Here is a 24004-nt window from a genome sequence, read left to right on the forward strand (position 1 = left end):
ATAGCCTCGATTTGATATGATGGAAATATGAAAAAAAATAGAGCGAAACGTGTTTCTCACGATAAAACGAGAAGGCTATTGCTTTCCCTTGTTGGAATCTTAGGAATTGCTACGATTCTATTAGGAAGTGCTATTGGTTATAAGCTACTACAAAAGCAATCTTACGAACAAAAAATTGAAGCGCTAAAAAGCGAAAAAGACCAGCAATTCAACTCAGGTAGTCAGAAGGACCATTTCCGAAAAGGTCAAGCTGAGGTGATTGCCTACTACCCTCTGCAAGGAGAGGAAGTCATTGCGTCTGTTAGAGAAAAAATCAACCAGGATATCAAAGAAAAGCTGGAAGATAAAGAGGATTTGGTCTTTTATTATAGTGAGCAGTTGGACCCAGTCTTAAAGGGAGTTGTTGCTCGTAGTATCAGTAAGCAAGTTTACGATTTGTCTGCATCAAAGGTTGAAGAAAAAGAAAAGACTTCTTTAGGGAAAATTTTCTTGACTGAAGATGGGAAAGATTTTGACCTCAGTAAACTATTCAAAGATGTAAGTAAGGCTAAGGAACTCTTACTGAGTCAAATCAAATCAACTCTAGAAGATAAGAAACTTGACCAGGCAAAAATTGATCAAGTTATAAAGAGCTTCACAGACCAAGAATTGATATCTTGGAGCTTTGATTATAAGGATAGTCAAATTATCCTTTATCCTGCTAATGCTGGAGAGACTGTTGAGGAAATTGCTTTGCCAATATCTAGTTTCTTTGATGTCATTGAGTCCTCTTATCTATTAGAAAAGGATGCTGAACTTTACCAAACATACTTTGCTAAGAAAAATAAAAAGGTTGTAGCCTTGACCTTTGACGATGGTCCAAATCCAACTACAACCACGCAAGCTTTGGATACTTTAGCTAAATATGGTGTAAAAGCAACCTTCTTTGTACTTGGTAAAAACATTGCAGGTAATGAAAATCTTCTAAAACGAATGAAATCAGAAGGTCATGTTGTAGGAAACCACAGCTGGAGTCATCCCGTTCTTTCACAACTTTCGCTCGAAGATGCTAAAAAACAAATCACTGATACAGAAGATTTGTTAACTCAAGTTTTAGGATCAAGCTCTAAACTGATGCGCCCACCTTATGGTGCCATCACTGATGATATTCGAAACGGCCTTGATTTAAGCTTCATCATGTGGGACGTGGATAGTTTGGACTGGAAGAGTAAAAATGAGACAGCCATTTTGACAGAGATACAACGTCAGGTTCGCAATGGTTCTATCATCCTCATGCATGATATCCATGGTCCTTCAGTTAATTCTCTACCAAGTGTCATTGAGTATTTAAAGGGTGAAGGGTATACATTTGTGACCGTTCCTGAATTGCTCAATTCTCGCTTAAAAGCTCACGAGATCTATTACGATCGTGATCAATAATTGTTAAAATCTAAAGGGGCAAGTGTTCTGATAATCAGGATTTTGTTTCTTTAGATTTTCTTCACATAGAAAGGAGAAACGATGAAATCTTACAACCTTAATAATGGAGTTTCAATTCCTGTACTAGGATTTGGAACATGGAAAGCTGAAAATGGAGAGGTGGCCTACCAAGCCGTTTTAGAAGCCTTAAAGGCCGGCTATCGTCATATCGATACTGCAGCTATCTATAAAAATGAGGAAAGTGTTGGACGTGCTATTCGAGATAGCGGTATTCCAAGACAAGAAATCTTTGTAACGACCAAACTCTGGAATACCAATCACAGCTATGATGAAGCTCGCCAAGCATTTGAAGAATCAATGGAAAAACTGGGATTGGATTATCTAGATTTGTACCTTATCCATTGGCCAAATCCTAAACCTTTAAGAGAAAATGGCGAATGGAAAACTCGCAATGCTGAAGTCTGGAGAGCGATGGAGGATCTTTACCAAGAAGGCAAAATCCGTGCCATCGGCGTTAGTAACTTCCTCCCCCATCATTTGGATACCTTGCTTGAAACAGCAAGAATCATTCCAGCGGTCAATCAGGTGCGCTTGGCACCAGGAGTTTATCAAGAGGAAGTGGTTGACTACTGTAGAGAGAAAGGAATTCTCTTAGAGGCTTGGGGACCTTTTGGCCAAGGAGAGTTGTTTGAACAGAAAGAAGTCCAAGAAATTGCTGCTAAGCATGGGAAATCAGTGGCTCAAATTGCCTTGGCTTGGAGTTTGGCAGAAAGTTTTTTACCCCTACCTAAGTCAGTGACAGTCTCTCGTATCCAGAGCAATCTCGACTGTTTTGGGATTGAACTCAGCAATGACGAGCGAGAAGTCTTAAAGACAATTTCAGTGACTTCGGGCGCACCTCGTGTGGATGAGATGGATTTTTAGTTTGTAAAATCTATTTATACTGAAATAACAAAGACTAGGAATTTTAAATCCTAGTCTTTTTGTGTATAAAAAATCTAGATTGTTTGTATAATGAAATAATTTCATGGATTGAAATATAGGAATGAATTTAGAAAATATTGGTTTGATGGAGAAAATAACACGAATGATAAAATTAAATAAGTAAGATATATACGTAAATATTACATTTTTGTGACAATTCAGATTTTTGGAAAAATTTATACCTATTTGCGCTATAATAGGTATACTTTAAAGAAAAAGGAGATTATTTATGAATAGACGACAACGTTTTTCATTACGGAAATACAAATTTGGTCTTGCTTCAGTTTTATTGGGAACTGCTTTGTTTTTTGGAGCAAGTCAAGTCAGTGCCAATGAGCAGAGTACAGGTGAAAATCAAGCTCAAACTCAGGAAATTAAGACAGAGCTAAAAGACGATAAACACTCAAACTCTGCGACTGACTTAACTACCACTAATGGGATAGCTCCAGTAGTTGGAGAGAAACAAGAAGCTGAAACTTCTAAAGAGGATGCTAGTAAACAAGATGCTAAGGTAGAAACTCCAGTTGATAAAACTGCCGAATCTCAAGAATCAGGAAAAGATAGCGCAGTTGCAAACGAAGAGAATCAAGGTGTCGTCCAAAAAGAAACAACAGTAGATGCCAGTCCAGCGCCTGCTACTGAGAAGGCTTCTAACATAGAGAACAAAGAGGCTCAAGCAACGACAGCTCCTAAAACTACTGGAGAAACAGCAACTACTGAAAAAGAACAAGAAAAAGCTGAGTCTGCAAAACCCAATAGTCTTTCAAGCAATGATATCATCACAGTACCGAAAACTTGGAAGGCTGGTTACAAGGGAACAGGGACCGTTGTTGCCATTATTGACTCTGGACTTGATTTGAATCATGAGGTACTTCGAATTTCGGATCCGTCAAAAGCAAAATTTAAAAACAAGGAAGCCATCGAAGCAGCTAAAAAGGCTGCTGGAATCGACTACGGTAAATGGTATAGTGATAAGGTTGTCTATGCCTATGACTACTTTGACGGAACAGATAAGATCAAAGAAGCAGAAAGAACTTCTCATGGGATGCACGTAACAGGGATTACAGCTGGAAACCCTGATAAAGAGGCACCAAATGGTGAAAAGGTCTATGGTGTTGCGCCAGAAGCCCAAGTCATGTTTATGCGTGTCTTTTCAGACCGCCAAAAAACGACCAGTTCGGCCCTTTATGTAAAGGCGATTGATGATGCAGTTGCCTTGGGAGCAGATGCCATTAATATGAGTTTGGGATCTAGCACAGGTTCTATGGTCGATGCTGGTTCTGATATTGTGTATGCCATCAAACGGGCTCGTGCCAAGGGAGTTTCTGTTCTTATCTCAGCAGGAAATAGCAATACATTCGGAAATGGTTATTCAAAACCATTAGCTGAAAACCCAGACTATGGCTTGGTTGGAAATCCATCCACTGTTGAGGATTCGATTTCAGTTGCTTCTGTCAACAATAAAACATTGACGACAGCGGTTTTTGAAGTCAAAGGTCTAGAGGGAAATGCCGGTCTTCATAACGGAAAATTTGATTATAATCAACCTGAAGCAGATAAGGACTTTGAAAAAGGAAGAGAGTACGAATACGTCGAAGCAGGGTTAGGTCGTGAAGAAGACTTTGCGAAGTTGGATTTAACTGGGAAACTTGCCCTCATTCAGCGTGGAGCCATGAACTTTTCAGAGAAGATCAAAAATGCACGAAAACACGGTGCAGTTGGTGCTTTAATCTACAATAATGTAGAAGGTGCAAACATCAATATGTCTATTGATGATGAAGCAAAGAAAATTCCTTCTGTATTTATTTCTAAACAGTATGGTGAAGCCTTAAAATCAGGAAACTACAAGATTGTTTTTAATGGTAAGATGGATAATCGTCCTTCTGATGTAGCCAATCAGCTATCTGACTTTTCGAGTTGGGGAGTGACTACCGATGGACAATTGAAACCGGACGTGACAGCTCCTGGCGGCAATATCTACTCATCCTTTAATGACAATACCTATGGTAGTATCAGCGGCACCAGTATGGCGGCTCCTCACGTTACGGGTGTTGCAGTTTTGGTTAAGGAATACCTTCAAAAACACCATCCAGAATTGACTCCTGAGCAAGTATCAGAGACTGTCAAGGCCTTGATCATGTCAACTGCAAAACCACATGTTAATAAGGACACAGGCACTTATACCTCTCCTCGTCAGCAAGGTTCTGGTATTGTGGACACAGCTGCTGCAGTGTCAACTGACCTCTATGTAACGGGTGAAAATGGTTATCCGAGTGTGACTTTAGGAAATGTTGGAGACCAATTTACTTTCAAGGTCACTGTACACAATATTTCAGATACTGACCGCACTCTCAAGATGGTGGTGAATACCAATACAGACGAAGTCCAAGATGGAAAATTCACCCTTCGACCTCGAAAACTAACGGAGACAGTCTGGCCTGAAGTGACGGTCAAAGCTCACAGCAGTCAAACAGTCACTGTTAAAGTGGATGCTCGAAAATTTGCTGCTGAACTCAGCAAACAAATGCCAAATGGCTATTTCCTTGAAGGGTTTGTTCGCTTTGTAGATCCAGCAGATGATGGGGATGTTGTGAGCCTTGCATTTATGGGCTTCCGAGGTGAATTCCAAAATCTCCCCGCTGTCGAAAAACCAATTTACAATCTTGTCCGAGAAGGGAAAAATGGATTTTACACGGAAGTAGACAAGGAAAATCCTGTCGTTAACTACTCTAATGATGCTACCTATCTAGCTACCTTGCAAAATGATCTTCTAGTGTCTAAAGGTCAACGCCAAGGACGCCGAATTACCGTTCTTGGGATTGAACAAAATGCTGAAGGTAAGCATGTTCTTCAGTTGGACGAAAAAGGGAATGTCCGTATTGCCATTTCTCCAAATGATGATGGAAACAAAGATCTAGTTGAATACAAAACGGTTGCTTTGAGAAATCTTGTAAATCTTCGTGCAACAGTTTATGCGGCTACGGATACTAAGCATGAACATCCTATTTGGGAGGGCGATGCAAAGGATCTTCGTAAGAATTATTTTGATGGTGACAGTAGAAATCTGAAGAGTTATATTCTAGATAATACTGCTTGGAGAGGTCAGGATTTTGATGGGAATACTGTTGCGGATGGTTTATATGACTATGTTATTAGTTACACACCAGACGTTCCAGGAGCCAAAGAACAATACACGACCTTCAAAATTCAAATTGATACTCAAAAACCTGTCATCACAAGTGGTTATATTCGCTTTAAAGATGGAAACCAAGAATTCGTAGCTCGCAAACCCAAAGATGTGGGTCAAGGCGGTATCCTTTCAGAAAAAGTCTTCTATATCACACCATTTGACCAAAAAGGGACCATGGTTCTAACTGGAAAGGACCAGTCTGGAACGCGTGCGCTTGAGAACACCCATCTGATTAAGGCCAATGCTGACGGTAGTTATACACTTCCTAAGGATGTTGACAAGGCTAATATTTACTATCTTGTTGAGGACTATGCAGGAAATGTAGACTATATCTCGCTTGCTGAACTTGTCCGCGATCAAAATAGTGGTCGAGTGAAAATCGCCTTGAAGGATGCAAAAACAAACCAAGATATTGATACCCTCTACGTCTATCGAATCAAAAATAGCAAGGGGCAATATGTTGATGTTGACAAGACAAAAGCGATTCATTTCTTACAGTTTGGTCATTATACAGCAGAAATTTTCAGTTACGACCGAACAGAATTGAAATTTATCAGTGCCTTGTCCCAAGAGTTTGACTTGACGGAAGAAAATAGTTTCCAAACCATTACCTTCCTAGCAAATCTCCTAGAATATGCACCTGTGTCTGTTTCCTTCAATCAAGCAGTTCCAAAGACGACTACTGTGGTTCTGAAAGGAGAAGATGGGACAAGTATCACTCTTCCTGCTGAAAAATACGGTCAATACGCCTTTGGTAAGAAAGTTGCTACAGGTCGTTATACTGTACAAGTCACCTTGCCAACTGGATATGAACTCCTTGAAGATCTCGTTTCCTTGCTCGTTCAGCCAGGCCGAAATAATGCTTTGCGTCTATCTATTGTGTCTAAGTTGGCCTTGCTTGCTGCGGTAAATCAACAAAAAGAACTGGTAGAAACGTCTCGTTACTTTAATAGTAGTGCAGATAAGAGAAAAGCTTATGACCAAGCTTTCCAAGTGGCGCAGTCAGCCTTGTCAAGCAAGTTGAAGCAAGAATTGATTGATGGCGTTCTCGCTAGTCTTGAAGCTGCTGGTAAGGCTTTGGATGGAAAAGATTCGAACGTTACAGCCTTGAAAGAAGCTATGAAAGCATACTATGCAACGACTAAAACTGGACGATATGCTAATGCCAAGGAAAAAGTACGTCGAGCTTATGATCGTGCCTTCCAAGAAATTGCTTTACTCGCTGTGGACCCTAAAGTCAAACAAGATCAAATTGACCAATCTCTCATTGCCCTAGCAACAGCTAAAAGCAAATTAAATGGCAAAGCTACTGACTTCTCTAGTCTGAAGAAACTGGTCAAAGATGAACGCCTTTTCCAAGAAAAGAACGCGAGATTTATCTATGCAGACAAGAAAGAAAAAGCAGCTTATCTTTTAACTTTTACAGAGGCACAGGAACTCCTTAAAGATCCAGGAGCGAGCCAAGAAGATGTCAAAGATGCCATTACAGCATTGAAACAAGCCAAGAGAAATCTGCATGGCAAAAAACCAAAAGCGAAAAGACATCCTTAAACAGGACTTTCTGAAGCTTTACTATTAAATGAGTCTGGAACTTTGGTTTCAGACTCATTTTTGGTTTACACTAGCTAGAAAATCTGCTATAATACTAGCTAGGAAAGAAAGTCTTATGGCGTTCTTCAAGCGAGCTTGGGGTAGTGGGAGCCAAGTAGAACAAGGTAAGAAACTGGCGCTTTCTGTCGTATTTTTAAAAACAATGAAGTAATAAATTAGGGTGGAACCGCGTTTCTGACGCCCCTAGTCGCAAGGCTTGGGTGTTGAAATTCGGTTCTTTTTGAATTTCGTCTAATGCCTAAGTAGAAAGGAGCATAATGCTTAAAGGATCTTGTTTATGCAAAGCGGTGACCTACACTTTAGATGAGGAATTGTCGGAATTAGTTTTTTGCCACTGCTCATTCTGTCGGAAAGCAACTGCGTCTGCCTATACAGTGAATGCCAAAGTTAGCAGTAAAAACCTAGTATTGCATGGAAAAGAACAGTTGGTTACCTATAGTTCATCTCCAGGAAAACAACGCTATTACTGTCAGAACTGTCATAGTCAAATTTTCACTGCTCAAGAAAATATACCAGAAGTCTGTGCTTTGAAACTAGGTACAATAGACGAATGCGATCAGAATTTACAAACGGTTCCCAAACGTCATATTTTTCAGGACCCAGCTTTTTCTTGGTTGCTTGATGAATAAAGCTAAAAAGATAATATAAATTAAAGGAGTACTCAATGTCTAAGAAATTAACATTTCAAGAAATTATTTTGACTTTGCAACAATTTTGGAATGACCAAGGTTGTATGCTCATGCAGGCTTATGATAATGAAAAAGGTGCGGGGACAATGAGTCCTTATACCTTCCTTCGTGCTATCGGACCTGAGCCATGGAATGCGGCTTATGTAGAGCCATCACGTCGTCCTGCTGACGGTCGTTACGGGGAAAATCCTAACCGTCTCTACCAACACCACCAATTCCAAGTGGTTATGAAGCCATCTCCATCAAATATCCAGGAACTTTACCTTGAGTCTTTGGAAAAATTGGGTATCAATCCTTTGGAACACGATATTCGTTTCGTTGAAGATAACTGGGAAAATCCATCGACTGGTTCAGCTGGTCTCGGTTGGGAAGTTTGGCTTGATGGGATGGAAATCACTCAGTTCACTTATTTCCAACAAGTTGGTGGATTAGCAACGGGCCCTGTGACTGCGGAAGTTACCTATGGTTTGGAACGTTTGGCTTCTTACATTCAAGAAGTTGACTCTGTCTATGATATTGAGTGGGCAGATGGTGTAAAATACGGAGAAATCTTTATCCAGCCTGAGTACGAGCACTCAAAATATTCGTTTGAAATTTCGGACCAAGAAATGTTGCTGGAAAACTTTGATAAGTTCGAAAAAGAAGCTGGTCGTGCCTTGGAAGAAGGCTTGGTTCACCCTGCCTATGACTATGTTCTCAAATGTTCACACACCTTTAATCTGCTTGATGCGCGTGGTGCCGTATCTGTAACAGAACGTGCAGGCTATATTGCCCGTATCCGTAACTTAGCCCGTGTCGTAGCTAAAACCTTTGTCGCAGAACGCAAACGCCTAGGTTACCCACTTTTGGATGAAGCAACACGAGCTAAACTCCTAGCAGAAGACGCAGAATAAAGAGAGTGACAAATTACGAAATTGGGCGAACGGAGTGAGCCCTGTTCCAGTTGCCGCAGTGATGAAGGTATCCTTAGTGAAGCTAAGGATACTAGGCAAAATTGGAGACTTTCGACTCCAATTTTAGCAATGAAACAACGAAGTTGGTTGCTTGCGTGCCAATCACATAAGGCAAACTGGAAAATAAAAAGATACTTTTCGGAGAAAAAACATGACAAAAAACTTATTAGTAGAACTCGGTCTTGAAGAGTTACCAGCCTACGTAGTAACTCCAAGCGAAAAACAACTAGGTGAAAAAATGGCAGCCTTCCTCAAGGAAAACCGCCTGTCTTTTGAAGCTATTCAAACCTTCTCAACACCACGTCGTTTGGCTGTTCGTGTGACTGGTCTTGCAGACAAACAGTCTGATTTGACAGAAGATTTCAAGGGTCCAGCAAAGAAAATCGCCTTGGATAGTGATGGAAACTTCACCAAAGCAGCTCAAGGATTTGTCCGTGGGAAAGGCTTGACAGTTGAAGATATTGAATTCCGTGAAATCAAGGGTGAAGAATATGTCTATGTTACCAAGGAAGAAGTGGGGCAACCAGTTGAAGCCATTGTTCCAGGTGTAGTAGACGTCTTGAAGTCACTAACTTTCCCTGTCAGCATGCACTGGGCTAACAACACCTTTGAATACATCCGCCCCGTACACACTTTAACTGTTCTTTTAGATGAAGAAGAGTTTGATTTGGATTTCCTTGATATTAAGGGCGGTCGTGTAAGCCGCGGCCATCGTTTCTTGGGACAAGAAACTAAGATTCAGTCAGCATTGAGCTACGAAGAAGACCTTCGTAAGCAGTTTGTAATCGCGGATCCACGTGAACGTGAGCAAATGATTGTTGATCAAATCAAAGCAATCGAAGCTGAACAAAGCGTACGTATTGAAATTGATGCTGACTTGCTGAATGAAGTCTTGAACTTGGTTGAATACCCAACTGCCTTTATGGGAAGTTTTGATGCCAAATACCTTGAAGTGCCTGAAGAAGTCTTGGTGACTTCAATGAAAGAACACCAACGTTACTTTGTTGTTCGTGATCAAGACGGTAAACTCCTACCAAACTTCATTTCAGTTCGTAACGGAAACGCAGAGCATTTGGAAAATGTCATCAAGGGAAATGAAAAAGTCTTGGTAGCCCGCTTGGAAGACGGAGAATTCTTCTGGCGTGAAGACCAAAAATTGGTGATTTCTGACCTTGTCGAAAAATTAAACAATGTCACCTTCCACGAAAAGATTGGTTCTCTTCGTGAACACATGATTCGTACGGGGCAGATTGCCATTCTCTTGGCAGAAAAAGCTGGTTTGTCAGTGGATGAAACGGTTGATCTAGCTCGTGCAGCAGCCATTTATAAGTTTGACTTGTTGACGGGTATGGTTGGTGAATTTGACGAACTCCAAGGAATTATGGGAGAGAAATATGCTCTTCTTGCTGGAGAAACTCCAGTAGTTGCGGCTGCTATTCGTGAACACTACATGCCTACATCAGCTGACGGAGCTCTTCCAGAGAGCAAGGTTGGAGCCATTCTAGCCATTGCTGACAAATTGGATACGATTTTGAGTTTCTTCTCAGTAGGCTTGATTCCATCAGGTTCTAATGACCCTTATGCCCTTCGTCGTGCGACGCAAGGTGTAGTTCGTATCTTGGATGCCTTTGGTTGGCACATTGCTATGGATGAGTTGATTGATAGCCTTTACAGTTTGAAATTTGACAGCTTAACTTATGAAAATAAAGCCGAGGTTATGGACTTTATCAAGGCTCGTGTTGATAAGATGATGGGTTCTACTCCAAAAGATATCAAGGAAGCAGTTCTTGCAAGTTCAAACTTTGTTGTGGCGGATATGCTAGAAGCAGCAAGTGCTCTTGTCGAAGCAAGCAAGAAAGAAGATTTCAAATCGTCTGTCGAATCCCTCTCACGTGCCTTTAACTTGGCTGAAAAAGCCGAAGGAACTGATACTGTTGATCCTGCTCTCTTTGAGAATGAAGAAGAGAAAGCCTTGGTAGAAGCCGTAGAATCACTTGTTTTGTCAGGGACTGCAAGTCAGCAATTAGAACAACTCTTTGCGCTTAGTCCAGTTATTGATGCTTTCTTTGAAAATACCATGGTAATGGCTGAAGACCAGGCTGTCCGTCAAAATCGTTTGGCAATCTTGTCGCAATTAACCAAGAAAGCAGCTAAACTTGCACGTTTCAACCAAATCAATACCAAATAAAATCTGGTAAACGGATTAAATCTTATCATAAAGGAGAGAAACATGGATCCTAAAAAAATTGATCGCATCAACGAGCTTGCCAAAAAGAAAAAAACAGAAGGCTTAACTTCTGCTGAAAAAGTGGAACAAGCTAAACTTCGTGAGGAGTATATCGAAGGTTATCGTCGTTCTGTTCGCCACCATATTGAAGGAATTAAAATTGTGGACGAGGAAGGCAATGACGTCACACCAGAAAAATTACGCCAAGTACAACGTGAAAAAGGTTTGCACGGCCGTAGTATAGATGATCCTAACTCATAAAATGAAAGGGGTTTGTAGATGATTTACATTCCCCTTTTCTGTTGTAATAAAAAAGAAGGAGCCAAATGGCTCCTTTTGGTTTCTTAGTTGCTTGCGCCAGATGTAGCGTCAGCGTCACCACCGTGGCCTCCAGCATCCCCTGAATCAGAAGCACCAGAAGTAGCATCGGCGTCTCCATGACCTCCAGCTGCAGGAGCAAATGGTCCGCTACCACCCACCAAACGTTGACCAGTCTCTTTTAGGTACCAGTCAAGCCATGGTTGGAAGTTAAAGACGATTTCATTGATACCAGCGTATGATCCATCAGGATAGTACATTGCTTGGTAGTTGTGGGTGTTGATGACACCTGCAGGAGAACCTGGAACGATCGTGCGGACGTATTCTTGGTTTCCGTTGCGAAGTGTTCCGATAACCCACTCTACGTTCTTCATACGTGCTGGTGGAAGAGAACCATGAACAGTCGACATACGGCTACCTGATTGAGGTGGTACACGTTTAGCAAACATGGTGTCTGGATCTTGGTGAGCGTTGTTGTAGTATAGGAATTGGTTGTTGTCGTCAGCGTATGTCAATTCAAATGGCATAGCTTTCAAGAACATATCAATTTGATTAACTGTCAAGATACCGTGGTCCAATTTGACATAGGTATCACCAGAAACAGCGCCAGTGATTGCTGCAACTTTTTCTACCCATTCTGGATCGTCAGGATCAACTTCAGTAATGGTTGTAGCAATTGGTTTTCCACAATCCAAGTCTTCTGGTTCGATTGGTTTTGGTTTTTTCAATTTCGAAACGACTCCTACGTATTTTACAAAGTTATCTAAGCAAGTTTCAAGGAATTTAACAGTTCCTTCGTTGGTGATATTTCCATTGTTGTCAAAAGCTTCCTTAGCTTTACCAAGAAGGAATTCGTTACCTGGAAGCGTGTAGGCATTGACACCTGGAGCATCAAGGATTTTACGAAGGTGAACTTGGGCACGTGATGTTCCTTGGTCATAGTATGATGCACCCACAATCATAACAGGCTTGTTTTCAAATGGATGAACTTCGTATGAAAGCCATTCAAGTACAGATTTGAGAGAAGCTGAGATAGTGTGGTTGTGCTCAGGAGTGGCGATAATGACACCATCAGCACGTGTAATCTTGTTATACAAGAAACGCAATTGGAAGCTTTCGTCCCATTTTTCGTCTTGGTTAAACATTGGAACTTCATCGATTTCAAGTACTTCTAATTCAAATTTGAATTTGAAATTGCGACGAATAAATTCCAAGAGTTTGCGGTTATATGATTGATCGTAGTTTGATCCAACAAGTCCAACAAATTTCATTCTTTCGGTCTCCTATCTTACAAATTTTCCCAGTCAAATTCTTCAGCATCTTTGCGAAGCAATTCTTGTGCATTGCGCAATTTTTCAGTAATTTTCACAAAGATACGGAAGTCATCAAAGATGGCATCCAATTTCTTGATGACGTCAAGGTCAACCAAGTCACCACTTGGGTTAAATGCTTGAAGAGAGTGTGAGAGCAAGAATTCATCTGGTAGAACATTTGCCTTGATTTCAGGAGCGTTCAAGATTTGACGAAGTTGCAATTGGGCACGAGATGAACCAAGTGTACCGTAAGAAGCACCAGTGATCATGATTGGTTTGTTCAAAAGTGGGTAGATACCGTAAGATAGCCAAGCAAGAGCGCTCATTAAAACTGCAGGGATAGAGTGGTCGTACTCAGGAGTACCGATAATCACACCATCAGCCTCTTCAATTTTAGCTGCAATTTCAAGAATTTCAGCTGGAAGTTGCTTATCTGCTGGTTTGTTGAAAACAGGGATATCCTTGATTTCAACGAGTTCAATTTCAGCTTTATCAGCAAAGTGTTTTTGCATGTATTGGAGCAATTGGCGGTTTGTAGAACGTTTAGAGTTCGTTCCAACAATGGCAATAAGTTTTAGCATGAGATTTCCTTTCTCTTTTTACATAATACAATTTTGAAGGCCTGAAGAACATGCAAGGCGTCCCTCTTTGTCGATGAGGATGGCTTCAATTCCATCTATACTTTCGACTTGCCAGAGGATAGAAGCGCTTCGTTCTCCAAAAAGGCGCGTTGTCCATATCTCACCATCAACGGATTTATCAGAGATAATCGTTAGGCTAGCGAGATCGGTTTCGACAGGGAATCCTGTCTCACTATCAAAGATATGGTGATAGTCTTTTCCATCTACTGTCAGGTGGCGTTCATAGATACCTGAAGTGACAACGGATTTGTTAGAAGCAGGGATAGTTAGGAGATGGTTGCCACGAGGATTTCTCGGATCTTGAATCCCAATCTGCCAGGCTTTCCCTTCTTTGGCTTGGTTATTCCCGATGGTGAGGATATTCCCTCCGAGATTGATCAAGGCAGAGGTGACACCGTGTTCTTTCAAATACTGAGCAACCTTATCTGCACTATAGCCCTTGGCTAAGCAACCTAAATCAAGCTTCATTCCTTTCTTCTCTAAAAAGACAGTAGAGCTAGTCAGATCCAACTTGATAAAATGCGGGTCAACTAGAGGCAAGACAGTTTCGATTTCTTTAGAGTCTGGAAGCCGTGCATCTGCAAATCCGATTCGCCAGGTTTGAATCAAGGGACCAATACTGATATTTAGATGGCTAGACGGAGCTAGGCTATGCTCCAGTCCAAGAGCAATCAGTTCAAACAGGTCAGGATGAACCTTAACAGGTGCGATTCCAGCCTGGTAGTTGATTTCCATCAGTTCGGATTCTTGACTATTGGCGTTGAAGCGGTATTCGAGCTCCTTGAGCAAGTCAAAGGCTCCTTGAAGTAGGCAATCAGCCTGTTCATCTACTAATGAAATCGAGATAGTTGTTCCCATTAGCCGTTCAGAACGTGAATGAAGAGGCAAGCTACCAGCTCCTTTCTCTTTATAGGAAATCATTCAATAGAAGGTCGTTAAAGAAAAATTAAACCCCTTACATTTTCTCTCCATGTATCTAGCATATCATAAAGTCAGCGTTTTCACAAATGAATTTTGACAAAAAGTCAAGAAATATGCTCAAAATTAATATGAAAACGATAGAAAAATTAGATTTATCAATGTTAAGTGTATTTTTTTCTGAAAAAAAGAGAATTCTGAGCAAATGCCTTGTAAACGCTAACAGTAAATGATATACTAGGAAGGTAAATCAAAAATTAAAGGTAGGAATTTTTCTATGAGTAAAATTGTTGTAGTTGGTGCTAACCACGCTGGTACAGCTTGTATTAATACCATGTTGGACAACTTCGGACATGAGAACGAAATCGTAGTGTTTGACCAAAACTCAAATATTTCATTCCTTGGTTGTGGAATGGCGCTTTGGATCGGGGAACAAATTGATGGCCCAGAAGGCCTCTTCTACTCTGATAAAGAAAAATTGGAAGCAAAAGGTGCTAAAGTTTACATGAACTCACCAGTTCTTTCAATTGACTACGATAACAAAGTTGTGACTGCAGAAGTTGAAGGAAAAGAGCACAAAGAGTCTTATGATAAATTGATCTTTGCAACTGGTTCAACTCCAATCTTGCCTCCAATCGAAGGTGTTGAAATCGTTAAGGGCAACCGCGAATTCAAAGCGACTCTTGAAAATGTACAATTTGTTAAATTGTACCAGAACGCTGAAGAAGTTATTGAAAAACTTGAAGACAAGAGCAAACACCTTGAGCGCATTGCCGTTGTTGGTGGTGGTTACATCGGTGTAGAACTTGCCGAAGCTTTCGAGCGTCTTGGAAAAGAAGTAGTGCTTGTCGATATCGTAGACACTGTCTTGAACGGCTACTATGACAAAGACTTCACTCAAATGATGGCGAAGAACTTGGAAGACCACAACATCCGCTTGGCTCTTGGTCAAACAGTTAAAGCCATCCAAGGTGATGGTAAAGTTGAACGCTTGGTAACAGACAAAGAAACATTTGATGTAGATATGGTGGTTCTTGCTGTTGGTTTCCGTCCAAATACAGCTCTTGCTGACGGTAAGATTGAACTCTTCCGCAATGGTGCCTTCCTTGTAGATAAGAAACAAGAAACATCTATCCCAGGTGTATACGCTGTTGGTGACTGTGCAACTGTTTATGACAATGCACGTAAAGATACAAGCTACATCGCTCTTGCATCTAACGCTGTACGTACTGGTATCGTTGGTGCTTATAACGCTTGTGGACATGAATTGGAAGGAATCGGAGTTCAAGGATCAAACGGTATTTCAATCTACGGTCTTCACATGGTTTCAACTGGTTTGACTCTTGAAAAAGCCAAAGCTGCAGGCTATAATGCAACTGAAACTGGATTTAACGATCTTCAAAAACCAGAATTTATCAAACATGACAACCACGAAGTTGCCATCAAGATTGTCTTTGACAAAGACAGCCGCGAAATTCTTGGCGCTCAAATGGTATCACGTGATTCTGCTATCAGCATGGGAATTCATATGTTCTCACTTGCTATCCAAGAGCATGTGACAATTGACAAGTTGGCTTTGACAGATCTATTCTTCTTGCCACACTTTAACAAACCATACAACTACATCACAATGGCTGCACTTACAGCTGAAAAATAAAAAATGATGAGCTATCTGGCCTTAGGTTAAGGTCAGATAGTTTTTTAGTTATACTCTTCGAAAATCTCTTCAAACCACGTCAGCTTCGCCTTACCGTACTCAAGTACAGCCTGCGGCTAGCTTCCTAGTTTGCTCTTTGATTTTCATTGAGTATCAATCTGTACCCATACAATTATCCTTTTTTTATCTTGTACTTCATTCTAATCTGGCTTAAAATGAAATGGTAGCTACCAATACAAATGATGAGGATTAAGAAATGACTGAAAATCGTTATGAACTAAATAAAAACTTGGCACAGATGCTCAAAGGTGGGGTTATCATGGACGTTCAGAACCCTGAACAGGCTCGTATCGCAGAGGCTGCTGGTGCGGCAGCTGTTATGGCCTTGGAGCGAATTCCAGCTGATATTCGTGCAGCTGGTGGGGTTTCCCGTATGAGTGATCCAAAGATGATTAAGGAAATCCAAGAAGCGGTCAGCATTCCAGTGATGGCCAAGGTTAGAATTGGGCATTTTGTTGAAGCTCAGATTTTAGAGGCTATTGAGATTGACTATATCGATGAGAGTGAAGTGCTGTCTCCAGCAGACGACCGTTTTCATGTGGACAAGAAAGAATTCCAAGTTCCTTTTGTCTGTGGAGCTAAGGACTTGGGTGAAGCCTTGCGTCGTATCGCTGAAGGAGCTTCCATGATTCGGACAAAAGGAGAACCGGGTACAGGAGACATCGTTCAAGCCGTTCGTCATATGCGCATGATGAATCAGGAAATACGCCGTATTCAAAATCTACGCGAAGATGAACTTTATGTGGCTGCCAAGGACTTGCAAGTCCCTGTAGAATTGGTCCAATACGTCCATGAACACGGAAAATTGCCAGTTGTAAACTTCGCAGCTGGAGGTGTTGCAACACCAGCAGATGCTGCGCTGATGATGCAACTGGGGGCAGAGGGTGTCTTTGTCGGTTCAGGTATTTTCAAGTCAGGAGATCCTGTTAAACGAGCAAGTGCCATTGTCAAAGCGGTAACCAACTACCAAAATCCTCAAATTCTAGCACAAATCTCTGAAGACCTAGGGGAAGCCATGGTTGGTATCAATGAGAATGAAATTCAAATTCTCATGGCTGAGCGAGGAAAATAGATGAAAATCGGAATACTAGCCTTGCAAGGCGCCTTTGCAGAGCATGCAAAAGTGTTAGATAAATTAGGAGTCACTGGTGTCGAAATCAGAAATTTAGATGATTTTCAGAAATATCAGAGTGACTTGTCCGGTTTGATTTTGCCTGGCGGTGAGTCTACAACCATGGGCAAGCTCTTGCGTGACCAGCAGATGCTGCTTCCCATCCGAGAAGCCATTCTTTCTGGACTACCAGTCTTTGGAACTTGTGCGGGATTAATCTTACTAGCTAAGGAAATCACTTCTCAGGAAGAAAGTCATCTTGGAACCATGGATATAGTGGTTGAGCGCAATGCTTATGGGCGCCAACTAGGAAGCTTCTATACAGAGGCAGAATGTAAGGGAGTTGGTCAGATTCCCATGACCTTTATCCGTGGACCGATTATCAGCAGTGTTGGAGAGGGTGTAGAAGTTTTAGCAACAGTTGATGATCAAATCGTTGCAGCCCAAGAAAAAAATATGCTGGTAACTTCTTTTCATCCAGAATTGACAGATGATGTTGGCTTGCACCAGTACTTTATCAATATGTGTAAAGAAAAAAGTTGAGAAAAGATTCTCAACTTTTTTACATGTAATAAACAATGGCAATATATTGGAGTGCAGACGCCGCTAGGATAAAGAGATGCCAAATCATGTGGAAATAAGGTTTTTTCTTAGCGTAAAATCCAGCTCCAACTGTATAACAGAGCCCACCAGTTACCATGAGACTCCAGAAAATTGGCGTTGTTTGACTGATAATGGCAGGAATGATAGCCAGAACCAACCAGCCCATAATCAGGTAAAGGGCAAGGCTGAATTTCTCATTGACCTTTTTAGCAAAGATTTTATAAAGGATGCCAAAGATGGTCGTTCCCCACTGAATAGCAATGATCAGATAGCCAAACCAGTTATTCATCAAAGTCAATACGACCGGCGTATAAGAGCCAGCGATAGCCACATAAATCATAGAATGATCGATGATTCGCAAGACGTATTTATGGGTCGAACCGTAGGCCATAGAGTGGTAAATGGTTGATGAGAGGAACATGAGAAAGAGACTGATAACAAAGATAGAAACGCCAAAAGATGATAAAAATCCGTGTGCTTCATAACTATAGGTGGATGAAATAGGGAGCAAGATGAGCATGATAACGGCACCCACAGCATGGGTCACACTATTAGCAATTTCCTCTCCGAAACTGAGCTTTTTACTGAGTTTTAGACTGGTATTCATTGGATTTCCTCCTCTTCTTTGATAAGGATTAAGTCTAGAGTTTGATGATAGAGTTTAACCGTTTGACAGCTAGTTTGGATAATAGGATTTTCTGGATCAATCCCATGGTTCATGTAGTCCACAAAAGCGTCGTAGAGCTGGTCTGAGCTCGCTTGAGTTTGTAGAGTATTGAGGGTCTGAGCGATTTCTTGGATCGAAAAGACAGACTTGAGAGTGGTGATGGCAATTAAACGGGCAATCTGTTTGCGTTGGTATTTTTTCTTGTCTGGCTTTGTCAGGTAACCATGTTTGACATAGTTATTGACCATGGATGCTGTTAGTCCCTTGTCTTTATCTGGAGAGATAGGGGCACAGACTTGATTGACATAAAGCAAAACCTGATCCAGATAGAGGTCAATATTTGGAATGTCTTCCCATTTTGGGTAGGAAAAGATAGAATTCATTTCCAACTCCTTTTTATCTAGTTTAAATAACTAGATTATAAAATAATAAAAAACAAAAGTCAAGTTTCAACTGCTTGTAGAAAGCTTTAAATTATGCTATGATGAGAGAAACTAGTTAGAAATGAGGGGAAGAGATGGAGATTCGTTTAGCTTTTCCAAACGAAGTAGATGCGATTATGCAGGTGATGGAGGATGCTAAAAAGTGCTTAGCTGAGTCTGGTAGCGACCAGTGGCAAAATGGCTATCCAAATGCAGATATCATTATTGATGATATCATCTCTGGTCAAGCTTATGTGGCATTGGGAGAGGAAGAACTGTTAGCCTATGCTGCTGTGACCAAGAGTCCAGAGAAATACTATGAAGCCATTTATGAAGGGAGTTGGCAGGGGGGAGAATCAGAATATCTGGTCTTTCACCGTATCGCTGTGGCAGCAGATGTCCAAGGACAAGGTGTTGCTCAGACTTTCCTAGAAGGCTTGATTGAAGGTTTTGATTATCTAGATTTTCGTTCAGATACGCATGCACAAAACAAGGCCATGCAGCATATCTTTGAAAAGCTAGGCTTCCAACAGGTTGGTAAGGTTCCAGTTGATGGGGAACGTTTGGCCTATCAGAAATTAAAAAAATGAAGCAGAAAAAGTACGCAAAAATGCTCTACCCGTCGCCAATTGGAACCTTATCCTTAATTGCTGACAAGCAATATCTGTATGGAATTTGGGTACAGGACCAAACTCATTTTGAGAGGGGAATCGCTGGAGATAGTATAGAAGTAGTTAAGAAACATCCCGTCCTAGACCAGGTTATTTCCTATTTAGATACCTATTTCGAAGGCAGTGTTCAGAATCTATCTGACTTACCTTTGGCTCCTATTGGAACAGATTTTGAAAAGCGAGTCTGGACTTACTTACAGGCCATTCCTTATGGTCAGACAGTGACTTATGGACAAATAGCGAAAGACTTGCAAGTAGCTTCTGCTCAAGCGATTGGCGGAGCAGTGGGGCGTAATCCTTGGTCTATACTCGTACCCTGCCATCGTGTGCTGGGATCAGGCAATCGTCTGACAGGCTATGCATCTGGAGTCGAAAAGAAAGCCTGGCTCTTGCGACATGAAGGTGCAGCATTTCAAGAAAATAAAAAATAGAAAGAAAAGAAGATGTTAGAATTTATCGAATACCCAAAATGTTCAACTTGTAAGAAAGCAAAAAATGAATTAGATCAACTTGGACTGGAATACCAAGATGTCCACATCGTAGAAGAAACACCAAGTGAAGAAGTGATTTTGAACTGGTTGGAATCTTCCGGTTTTGAAGTGAAACAATTTTTCAATACTAGCGGGATCAAATACCGTGAACTGGGCTTGAAAGATAAGGTGGGAAGTTTGTCAAAACAAGAAGCAGCCAAGCTTCTAGCGAGTGATGGTATGTTATTGAAACGTCCAATTTTGGTGGAGAATGGTGCTGTTAAACAAATCGGCTATAGAAAAACCTATGAGGACTTAGGTTTGAGATAGTTTTTATTTATCTCCTTGATAGGTAAAATATATAGCCTCCCTGTTTTAAAGTGTGATAAACTAGAAGATAGACAAAGTCTGAGCAGCCCGTAGCAAATAATTTGCTTGCGCGCAGAAGTATGATAGAATGAATCATTATCAGGAGAGGATGTTTTTATGACTGTTACAACATTTTTAGCATCAGATTGGTACCAAAGTTTGATGCAATTCATTCCGGATGGTAAGCTCTTTAGTTTGCGTTCGGTCTTTGATGGAATTCCAAGGATTGTCCAACAATTGCCTACAACCTTGATGTTGACGCTTGGAGGTGCACTCTTTGGTTTGCTACTTGCCCTAATTTTTGCCATTGTTAAGATCAATCGTGTTAGGATTTTATATCCCTTGCAGGCCTTTTTCGTTAGCTTCTTAAAAGGTACTCCAATCCTAGTTCAACTTATGTTGACCTACTACGGAATTCCTTTGGCACTGAAAGCTATCAACCAACAATGGGGCACTGGTTTCAATATCAATGCGATTCCAGCAGCGCTTTTTGCGATTGTGGCCTTTGCTTTTAATGAGGCGGCTTATGCAAGTGAAACGATTCGTGCAGCCATCCTTTCTGTTAATCCAGGTGAAATTGAGGCGGCGCGTAGTCTGGGTATGACTCGTGCTCAAGTTTATCGTCGCGTGATTATTCCAAATGCGGCGGTGGTAGCGACACCGACTTTGATTAACTCTCTTATCGGTTTGACCAAGGGAACTTCTCTAGCCTTTAGTGCGGGTGTTGTCGAAGTTTTTGCTCAAGCTCAGATTTTGGGTGGAGCAGATTATCGTTACTTTGAGCGTTTCATCTCCGTAGCCCTTGTTTATTGGGTAGTCAATATCGGAATTGAAAGCCTCGGTCGTTTCATCGAGAGAAAAATGGCTATTTCTGCACCTGATACAGTGCAAACAGATGTGAAAGGAGACCTTCGTTAATGATTAAGATTTCGAATTTAAGCAAATCCTTTTCAGGACAAACTGTCTTGGATCATCTGGACTTGGATATCCAAAAAGGGGAGGTAGTGGCCTTGATTGGTTCATCTGGAGCTGGGAAATCAACCTTTCTTCGTAGTTTGAACTATCTTGAAACTCCAGATAGTGGAACGATTCAGATTGACAATTTTAAAGTTGATTTTTCTCAGATTAGCCAAGAAGAAATCCTAACCCTTCGTCGCAAGTTGTCTATGGTTTTCCAACAGTTTAATTTGTTTGAACGCCGAACTGCTCTTGACAATGTTAAGGAAGGTTTGGTTGTTGTCAAGAAATTATCGGATGAGGAAGCAACAAAAATCGCCAAGGAAGAGTTGGCTAAAGTTGGTCTTTCTGACCGTGAAAACCATTACCCTCGCCACTTATCAGGTGGACAAAAGCAACGGGTTGCCCTCGCGCGTGCGCTTGCTATGAAACCAGATGTCTTGCTCTTGGACGAGCCCACTTCAGCCCTTGACCCGGAGTTGGTCGGTGAAGTAGAAAAGTCTATTGCAGATGCTGCCAAGTCAGGTCAGACCATGATTTTGGTCAGTCATGATATGTCTTTTGTAACCCAAGTGGCAGACAAGGTTTTATTCCTAGATAAAGGGAAAATCATCGAGTCTGGCACACCGGATGAAATCATCAATCATCCAAAAGAAGAACGGACAAAAGAATTCTTCGCTAGTTACAAACGGACTTATATTTGATATAATAGAAAAAGGAAAACTCAGTTAGTTGGACTAGCTGAGTTTACTCTTTAAAAAAGATAGAAACGAGAGAGATCATGCTGCTGCAACTGTTTTCTTTATATTTCGAGAGTTTGATCTTAACGACCATCCTTGTCGTGATTTTTCTGGGGATTTGGATTGGATTGAGAGCCATGTCTGGTGTGGACAAGACAGCCAAGGCTCGTCAAGCTCATCTCTATGATATGATTATGATTGGAGTTTTGGTCGTTCCGGTGTTATCCTTTGCCGTCATGAGTTTGCTCTTGGTTTTCAAGGCATAATCCTTGCGTGACTAGCAAGAATAAGTTAGAATAAAGATAGTTACAACAAGAAAGAAGGAATCGAAATGTACGATACGATTATTATCGGTGCTGGACCTGCGGGAATGACCGCTGCCTTATATGCTGCTCGAAGCAATCTGAAAGTAGGCTTGATTGAAGGTGGTCTGCCAGGCGGGCAAATGAATAACACATCTGATATCGAAAACTATCCAGGTTATGCCAATATCAGTGGACCTGAATTGGCTGAAAAGATGTTTGAACCACTTGAAAACCTTGGAGTGGAGCATCTTTATGGCTATGTTGAAAATATTGAAGACCAGGGTGACTTTAAGAAGGTAATCACTGATGATCAAGTTTACGAAACCCGTACTGTCATCGTGGCAACTGGGTCAAAACACCGTCTTTTGGGGGTTCCTGGAGAAGAAGAACTGAACAGTCGTGGTGTTTCTTACTGTGCCGTATGTGATGGAGCTTTCTTCCGTGATCAAGACTTGCTCGTAGTTGGTGGTGGAGATTCAGCGGTAGAAGAAGCTCTCTTCTTAACTCGCTTTGCCAAGACTGTTACCATTGTTCACCGTCGTGACCAACTTCGTGCCCAAAAGGTTTTGCAAGACCGTGCTTTTGCAAATGAGAAAGTCAACTTTATCTGGGATTCTGTTGTCAAGGAAATCAAAGGTGAAAACCGAGTAGAATCTGTCGTATTTGAAAATGTAAAAACGGGTCAAGTGACAGAGCAAGCCTTCGGTGGTGTCTTTATCTATGTCGGTTTGGATCCTGTTAGCGATTTTGTTAAAGAATTGAATATTCAAGACCAGGCAGGCTGGATTGTAACAGATAATCACATGAAAACTGCCGTTGACGGTATCTTTGCAGTTGGAGATGTTCGCCAGAAAGATCTTCGCCAAGTGACAACAGCAGTTGGAGATGGGGCTATCGCTGGTCAAGAAGCCTACAAATTTATTACAGAACATAGTTAAGAAAAAAGTTTCCAATCACTTGATTGGAAACTTTTTTATAGTCGGTTTCGGAAAACTTCGTACATGAGAATGGCTGCAGCCACACTGGCATTGAGGCTTTGAACATGCCCATTCATGGGAATGGTTATCATTTCATCGACCTGTTTTTTGATGTTGCTGGAGATGCCTTTTCCTTCATTTCCGATGATGAGGGCGATTTTCCCTTTTGTATTCCACTTGTGGCAAGGAGTACCGTTCATATCCGTTCCAAAGGTCCAGAAGCCTTCATCCTTGAGTTTGTCTAGGGTTTGACTGAGGTTGGTCACTCGCGCAATCGGTACATGCTCAATAGCACCTGTGGCCGTTTTGGCAACGACAGGAGTCACTCCGACAGCACGGTGCTTGGGAATGATGACACCTGAAACATTGGTCGCATCAGCAGTCCTTAAGATAGAGCCTAAGTTGTGAGGGTCAGTTAGACCATCCAGAATCAATAAAAGTGGATTTTCTTCTTGACGTGTTTTTGCAAGGATGTGATCTAGCTCGCTATAGGCAAATTCGGACACTCGTAGAACAAAACCTTGATGGACAGCGCCTTCGGTCATTTCAGAGAGGGATTTTTTTGAGGTCCAAGAAATGGATACCTTTTTTTCTGTAGCCAGTTCCTTGACCTTCTCAACATTCTTACCTCGAAGATCTTCTTGGAGGTAGAGTTTATTTCCAGTGTTTGCAAGGAGGGCTTCTGTAACGGCGTGTACGCCATAGACAATATCATTTGTTTTCATGCCTCTA

General features: G+C 41.3%; 23 protein-coding genes. 17 read left to right on the plus strand and 6 right to left on the minus strand.

Annotation, left to right across the window (positions count from 1 at the left end):
• The first annotated feature begins 27 nt into the window (after positions 1 to 27).
• The 7 genes from pgdA (at position 28) to AXF18_RS06465 (ending at position 11334) form a co-directional block, all read left to right on the plus strand.
• Positions 28 to 1419, plus strand: coding sequence for a peptidoglycan-N-acetylglucosamine deacetylase PgdA (pgdA, locus tag AXF18_RS06430; protein WP_065371695.1), 1392 nt, complete (start codon positions 28 to 30; stop codon positions 1417 to 1419).
• 81 nt (positions 1420 to 1500) lie between these two features.
• Positions 1501 to 2343, plus strand: a complete 843-nt coding sequence (locus AXF18_RS06435; RefSeq protein ID WP_000844461.1) for an aldo/keto reductase — start codon at positions 1501 to 1503, stop codon at positions 2341 to 2343.
• A gap of 289 nt (positions 2344 to 2632) precedes the next feature.
• On the plus strand, positions 2633 to 7144 hold the full coding sequence (locus tag AXF18_RS06440; protein WP_065371696.1) for a S8 family serine peptidase: 4512 nt from the start codon (positions 2633 to 2635) through the stop codon (positions 7142 to 7144).
• Between the two features lie 317 nt (positions 7145 to 7461).
• Positions 7462 to 7833, plus strand: coding sequence for a GFA family protein (locus AXF18_RS06450; RefSeq protein WP_000912017.1), 372 nt, complete (start codon positions 7462 to 7464; stop codon positions 7831 to 7833).
• Positions 7834 to 7868: 35 nt separating this feature from the next.
• The gene (gene glyQ / locus AXF18_RS06455) at positions 7869 to 8786 is read left to right on the plus strand and encodes a glycine--tRNA ligase subunit alpha (protein ID WP_000038733.1); all 918 of its coding nucleotides are present in this window, start codon (positions 7869 to 7871) and stop codon (positions 8784 to 8786) included.
• Between the two features lie 211 nt (positions 8787 to 8997).
• Positions 8998 to 11034 (plus strand): glycine--tRNA ligase subunit beta, encoded by a 2037-nt coding sequence (gene glyS, locus AXF18_RS06460; protein ID WP_049479755.1) that lies wholly within the window; start codon positions 8998 to 9000, stop codon positions 11032 to 11034.
• 42 nt (positions 11035 to 11076) lie between these two features.
• On the plus strand, positions 11077 to 11334 hold the full coding sequence (locus AXF18_RS06465) for a DUF896 family protein (RefSeq protein WP_000371300.1): 258 nt from the start codon (positions 11077 to 11079) through the stop codon (positions 11332 to 11334).
• Between the two features lie 83 nt (positions 11335 to 11417).
• Here AXF18_RS06465 and AXF18_RS06470 read toward each other — a convergent pair whose 3' ends face one another.
• The 3 genes from AXF18_RS06470 to AXF18_RS06480 are packed head-to-tail and all read right to left on the minus strand — an operon-like array spanning position 11418 to position 14233.
• A complete protein-coding gene (locus AXF18_RS06470; protein ID WP_000673672.1) occupies positions 11418 to 12662 on the minus strand; it encodes an NAD(P)H-dependent oxidoreductase in 1245 nt (414 codons plus the stop codon).
• Positions 12663 to 12679: 17 nt separating this feature from the next.
• Complete coding sequence (locus tag AXF18_RS06475; RefSeq protein ID WP_000915935.1) at positions 12680 to 13285, minus strand: NADPH-dependent FMN reductase; 606 nt, start codon at positions 13283 to 13285, stop codon at positions 12680 to 12682.
• Positions 13286 to 13303: 18 nt separating this feature from the next.
• The gene (locus AXF18_RS06480; RefSeq protein ID WP_065371953.1) at positions 13304 to 14233 is read right to left on the minus strand and encodes an FAD:protein FMN transferase; all 930 of its coding nucleotides are present in this window, start codon (positions 14231 to 14233) and stop codon (positions 13304 to 13306) included.
• 307 nt (positions 14234 to 14540) lie between these two features.
• Here AXF18_RS06480 and nox point away from each other — a divergent pair, with 307 nt between their 5' ends.
• The 3 genes from nox (at position 14541) to pdxT (ending at position 17634) form a co-directional block, all read left to right on the plus strand.
• Positions 14541 to 15920, plus strand: coding sequence for a H2O-forming NADH oxidase (nox, locus tag AXF18_RS06485; RefSeq protein WP_000036764.1), 1380 nt, complete (start codon positions 14541 to 14543; stop codon positions 15918 to 15920).
• A 256-nt stretch (positions 15921 to 16176) separates the two neighbouring features.
• Positions 16177 to 17052 carry a pyridoxal 5'-phosphate synthase lyase subunit PdxS gene (gene pdxS, locus AXF18_RS06490; protein WP_000138520.1) on the plus strand — a complete coding sequence of 292 codons (876 nt, stop codon included), beginning with the start codon at positions 16177 to 16179 and terminating at the stop codon, positions 17050 to 17052.
• Positions 17053 to 17634 (plus strand): pyridoxal 5'-phosphate synthase glutaminase subunit PdxT, encoded by a 582-nt coding sequence (gene pdxT / locus AXF18_RS06495; protein ID WP_000689933.1) that lies wholly within the window; start codon positions 17053 to 17055, stop codon positions 17632 to 17634. It abuts the gene before it with no gap.
• A 19-nt stretch (positions 17635 to 17653) separates the two neighbouring features.
• Here pdxT and AXF18_RS06500 read toward each other — a convergent pair whose 3' ends face one another.
• Positions 17654 to 18301: a hemolysin III family protein gene (locus AXF18_RS06500; RefSeq protein WP_001097972.1), complete on the minus strand. Its 648-nt coding sequence runs from the start codon at positions 18299 to 18301 to the stop codon at positions 17654 to 17656.
• Positions 18298 to 18744 (minus strand): DUF1836 domain-containing protein, encoded by a 447-nt coding sequence (locus AXF18_RS06505; RefSeq protein WP_001084366.1) that lies wholly within the window; start codon positions 18742 to 18744, stop codon positions 18298 to 18300. Before AXF18_RS06505 ends, AXF18_RS06500 begins: the two co-directional genes overlap by 4 nt.
• 134 nt (positions 18745 to 18878) lie before the next feature.
• Between AXF18_RS06505 and AXF18_RS06510 the strand changes: the two genes are divergently transcribed.
• From AXF18_RS06510 to trxB, 7 genes are all read left to right on the plus strand, one after another.
• A complete protein-coding gene (locus tag AXF18_RS06510; protein WP_000405839.1) occupies positions 18879 to 19373 on the plus strand; it encodes a GNAT family N-acetyltransferase in 495 nt (164 codons plus the stop codon).
• A complete protein-coding gene (locus AXF18_RS06515; RefSeq protein ID WP_000810627.1) occupies positions 19370 to 19885 on the plus strand; it encodes a methylated-DNA--[protein]-cysteine S-methyltransferase in 516 nt (171 codons plus the stop codon). Before AXF18_RS06510 ends, AXF18_RS06515 begins: the two co-directional genes overlap by 4 nt.
• A gap of 12 nt (positions 19886 to 19897) precedes the next feature.
• Complete coding sequence (locus tag AXF18_RS06520; protein WP_000889076.1) at positions 19898 to 20254, plus strand: arsenate reductase family protein; 357 nt, start codon at positions 19898 to 19900, stop codon at positions 20252 to 20254.
• 156 nt (positions 20255 to 20410) lie between these two features.
• On the plus strand, positions 20411 to 21211 hold the full coding sequence (locus tag AXF18_RS06525) for an amino acid ABC transporter permease (protein ID WP_065371697.1): 801 nt from the start codon (positions 20411 to 20413) through the stop codon (positions 21209 to 21211).
• Positions 21211 to 21954: an amino acid ABC transporter ATP-binding protein gene (locus AXF18_RS06530; protein ID WP_000590976.1), complete on the plus strand. Its 744-nt coding sequence runs from the start codon at positions 21211 to 21213 to the stop codon at positions 21952 to 21954. The genes AXF18_RS06525 and AXF18_RS06530 overlap by 1 nt, the downstream gene beginning before the upstream one ends.
• 77 nt (positions 21955 to 22031) lie before the next feature.
• Positions 22032 to 22256: a DUF4059 family protein gene (locus AXF18_RS06535; RefSeq protein ID WP_000926603.1), complete on the plus strand. Its 225-nt coding sequence runs from the start codon at positions 22032 to 22034 to the stop codon at positions 22254 to 22256.
• 65 nt (positions 22257 to 22321) lie between these two features.
• Positions 22322 to 23233: a thioredoxin-disulfide reductase gene (trxB, locus tag AXF18_RS06540; RefSeq protein ID WP_065371698.1), complete on the plus strand. Its 912-nt coding sequence runs from the start codon at positions 22322 to 22324 to the stop codon at positions 23231 to 23233.
• 35 nt (positions 23234 to 23268) lie between these two features.
• Here trxB and rlmB read toward each other — a convergent pair whose 3' ends face one another.
• Positions 23269 to 23997, minus strand: coding sequence for a 23S rRNA (guanosine(2251)-2'-O)-methyltransferase RlmB (gene rlmB / locus AXF18_RS06545; protein ID WP_000855742.1), 729 nt, complete (start codon positions 23995 to 23997; stop codon positions 23269 to 23271).
• Positions 23998 to 24004 lie beyond the last annotated feature (7 nt).

Origin of the sequence: Streptococcus sp. oral taxon 064 (assembly GCF_001683375.1) — a bacterium.
GTDB lineage: Bacteria > Bacillota > Bacilli > Lactobacillales > Streptococcaceae > Streptococcus > Streptococcus oralis_S.

Excerpts from the sequence above, each read along its gene's own strand:
- pgdA (WP_065371695.1), top strand. The coding sequence starts at position 28 with ATGAAAAAAAATAGAGCGAAACGTGTTTCTCACGATAAAACGAGAAGG.
- AXF18_RS06530 (WP_000590976.1), top strand. The coding sequence starts at position 21,211 with ATGATTAAGATTTCGAATTTAAGCAAATCCTTTTCAGGACAAACTGTC.
- AXF18_RS06470 (WP_000673672.1), bottom strand. The coding sequence starts at position 12,662 with ATGAAATTTGTTGGACTTGTTGGATCAAACTACGATCAATCATATAAC.
- AXF18_RS06505 (WP_001084366.1), bottom strand. The coding sequence starts at position 18,744 with ATGAATTCTATCTTTTCCTACCCAAAATGGGAAGACATTCCAAATATT.
- glyQ (WP_000038733.1), top strand. The coding sequence starts at position 7,869 with ATGTCTAAGAAATTAACATTTCAAGAAATTATTTTGACTTTGCAACAA.
- AXF18_RS06500 (WP_001097972.1), bottom strand. The coding sequence starts at position 18,301 with ATGAATACCAGTCTAAAACTCAGTAAAAAGCTCAGTTTCGGAGAGGAA.
- AXF18_RS06520 (WP_000889076.1), top strand. The coding sequence starts at position 19,898 with ATGTTAGAATTTATCGAATACCCAAAATGTTCAACTTGTAAGAAAGCA.
- rlmB (WP_000855742.1), bottom strand. The coding sequence starts at position 23,997 with ATGAAAACAAATGATATTGTCTATGGCGTACACGCCGTTACAGAAGCC.
- AXF18_RS06435 (WP_000844461.1), top strand. The coding sequence starts at position 1,501 with ATGAAATCTTACAACCTTAATAATGGAGTTTCAATTCCTGTACTAGGA.
- glyS (WP_049479755.1), top strand. The coding sequence starts at position 8,998 with ATGACAAAAAACTTATTAGTAGAACTCGGTCTTGAAGAGTTACCAGCC.
- AXF18_RS06465 (WP_000371300.1), top strand. The coding sequence starts at position 11,077 with ATGGATCCTAAAAAAATTGATCGCATCAACGAGCTTGCCAAAAAGAAA.
- AXF18_RS06475 (WP_000915935.1), bottom strand. The coding sequence starts at position 13,285 with ATGCTAAAACTTATTGCCATTGTTGGAACGAACTCTAAACGTTCTACA.
- pdxT (WP_000689933.1), top strand. The coding sequence starts at position 17,053 with ATGAAAATCGGAATACTAGCCTTGCAAGGCGCCTTTGCAGAGCATGCA.
- AXF18_RS06535 (WP_000926603.1), top strand. The coding sequence starts at position 22,032 with ATGCTGCTGCAACTGTTTTCTTTATATTTCGAGAGTTTGATCTTAACG.
- AXF18_RS06525 (WP_065371697.1), top strand. The coding sequence starts at position 20,411 with ATGACTGTTACAACATTTTTAGCATCAGATTGGTACCAAAGTTTGATG.
- AXF18_RS06510 (WP_000405839.1), top strand. The coding sequence starts at position 18,879 with ATGGAGATTCGTTTAGCTTTTCCAAACGAAGTAGATGCGATTATGCAG.
- trxB (WP_065371698.1), top strand. The coding sequence starts at position 22,322 with ATGTACGATACGATTATTATCGGTGCTGGACCTGCGGGAATGACCGCT.
- AXF18_RS06450 (WP_000912017.1), top strand. The coding sequence starts at position 7,462 with ATGCTTAAAGGATCTTGTTTATGCAAAGCGGTGACCTACACTTTAGAT.
- AXF18_RS06515 (WP_000810627.1), top strand. The coding sequence starts at position 19,370 with ATGAAGCAGAAAAAGTACGCAAAAATGCTCTACCCGTCGCCAATTGGA.
- pdxS (WP_000138520.1), top strand. The coding sequence starts at position 16,177 with ATGACTGAAAATCGTTATGAACTAAATAAAAACTTGGCACAGATGCTC.
- nox (WP_000036764.1), top strand. The coding sequence starts at position 14,541 with ATGAGTAAAATTGTTGTAGTTGGTGCTAACCACGCTGGTACAGCTTGT.
- AXF18_RS06440 (WP_065371696.1), top strand. The coding sequence starts at position 2,633 with ATGAATAGACGACAACGTTTTTCATTACGGAAATACAAATTTGGTCTT.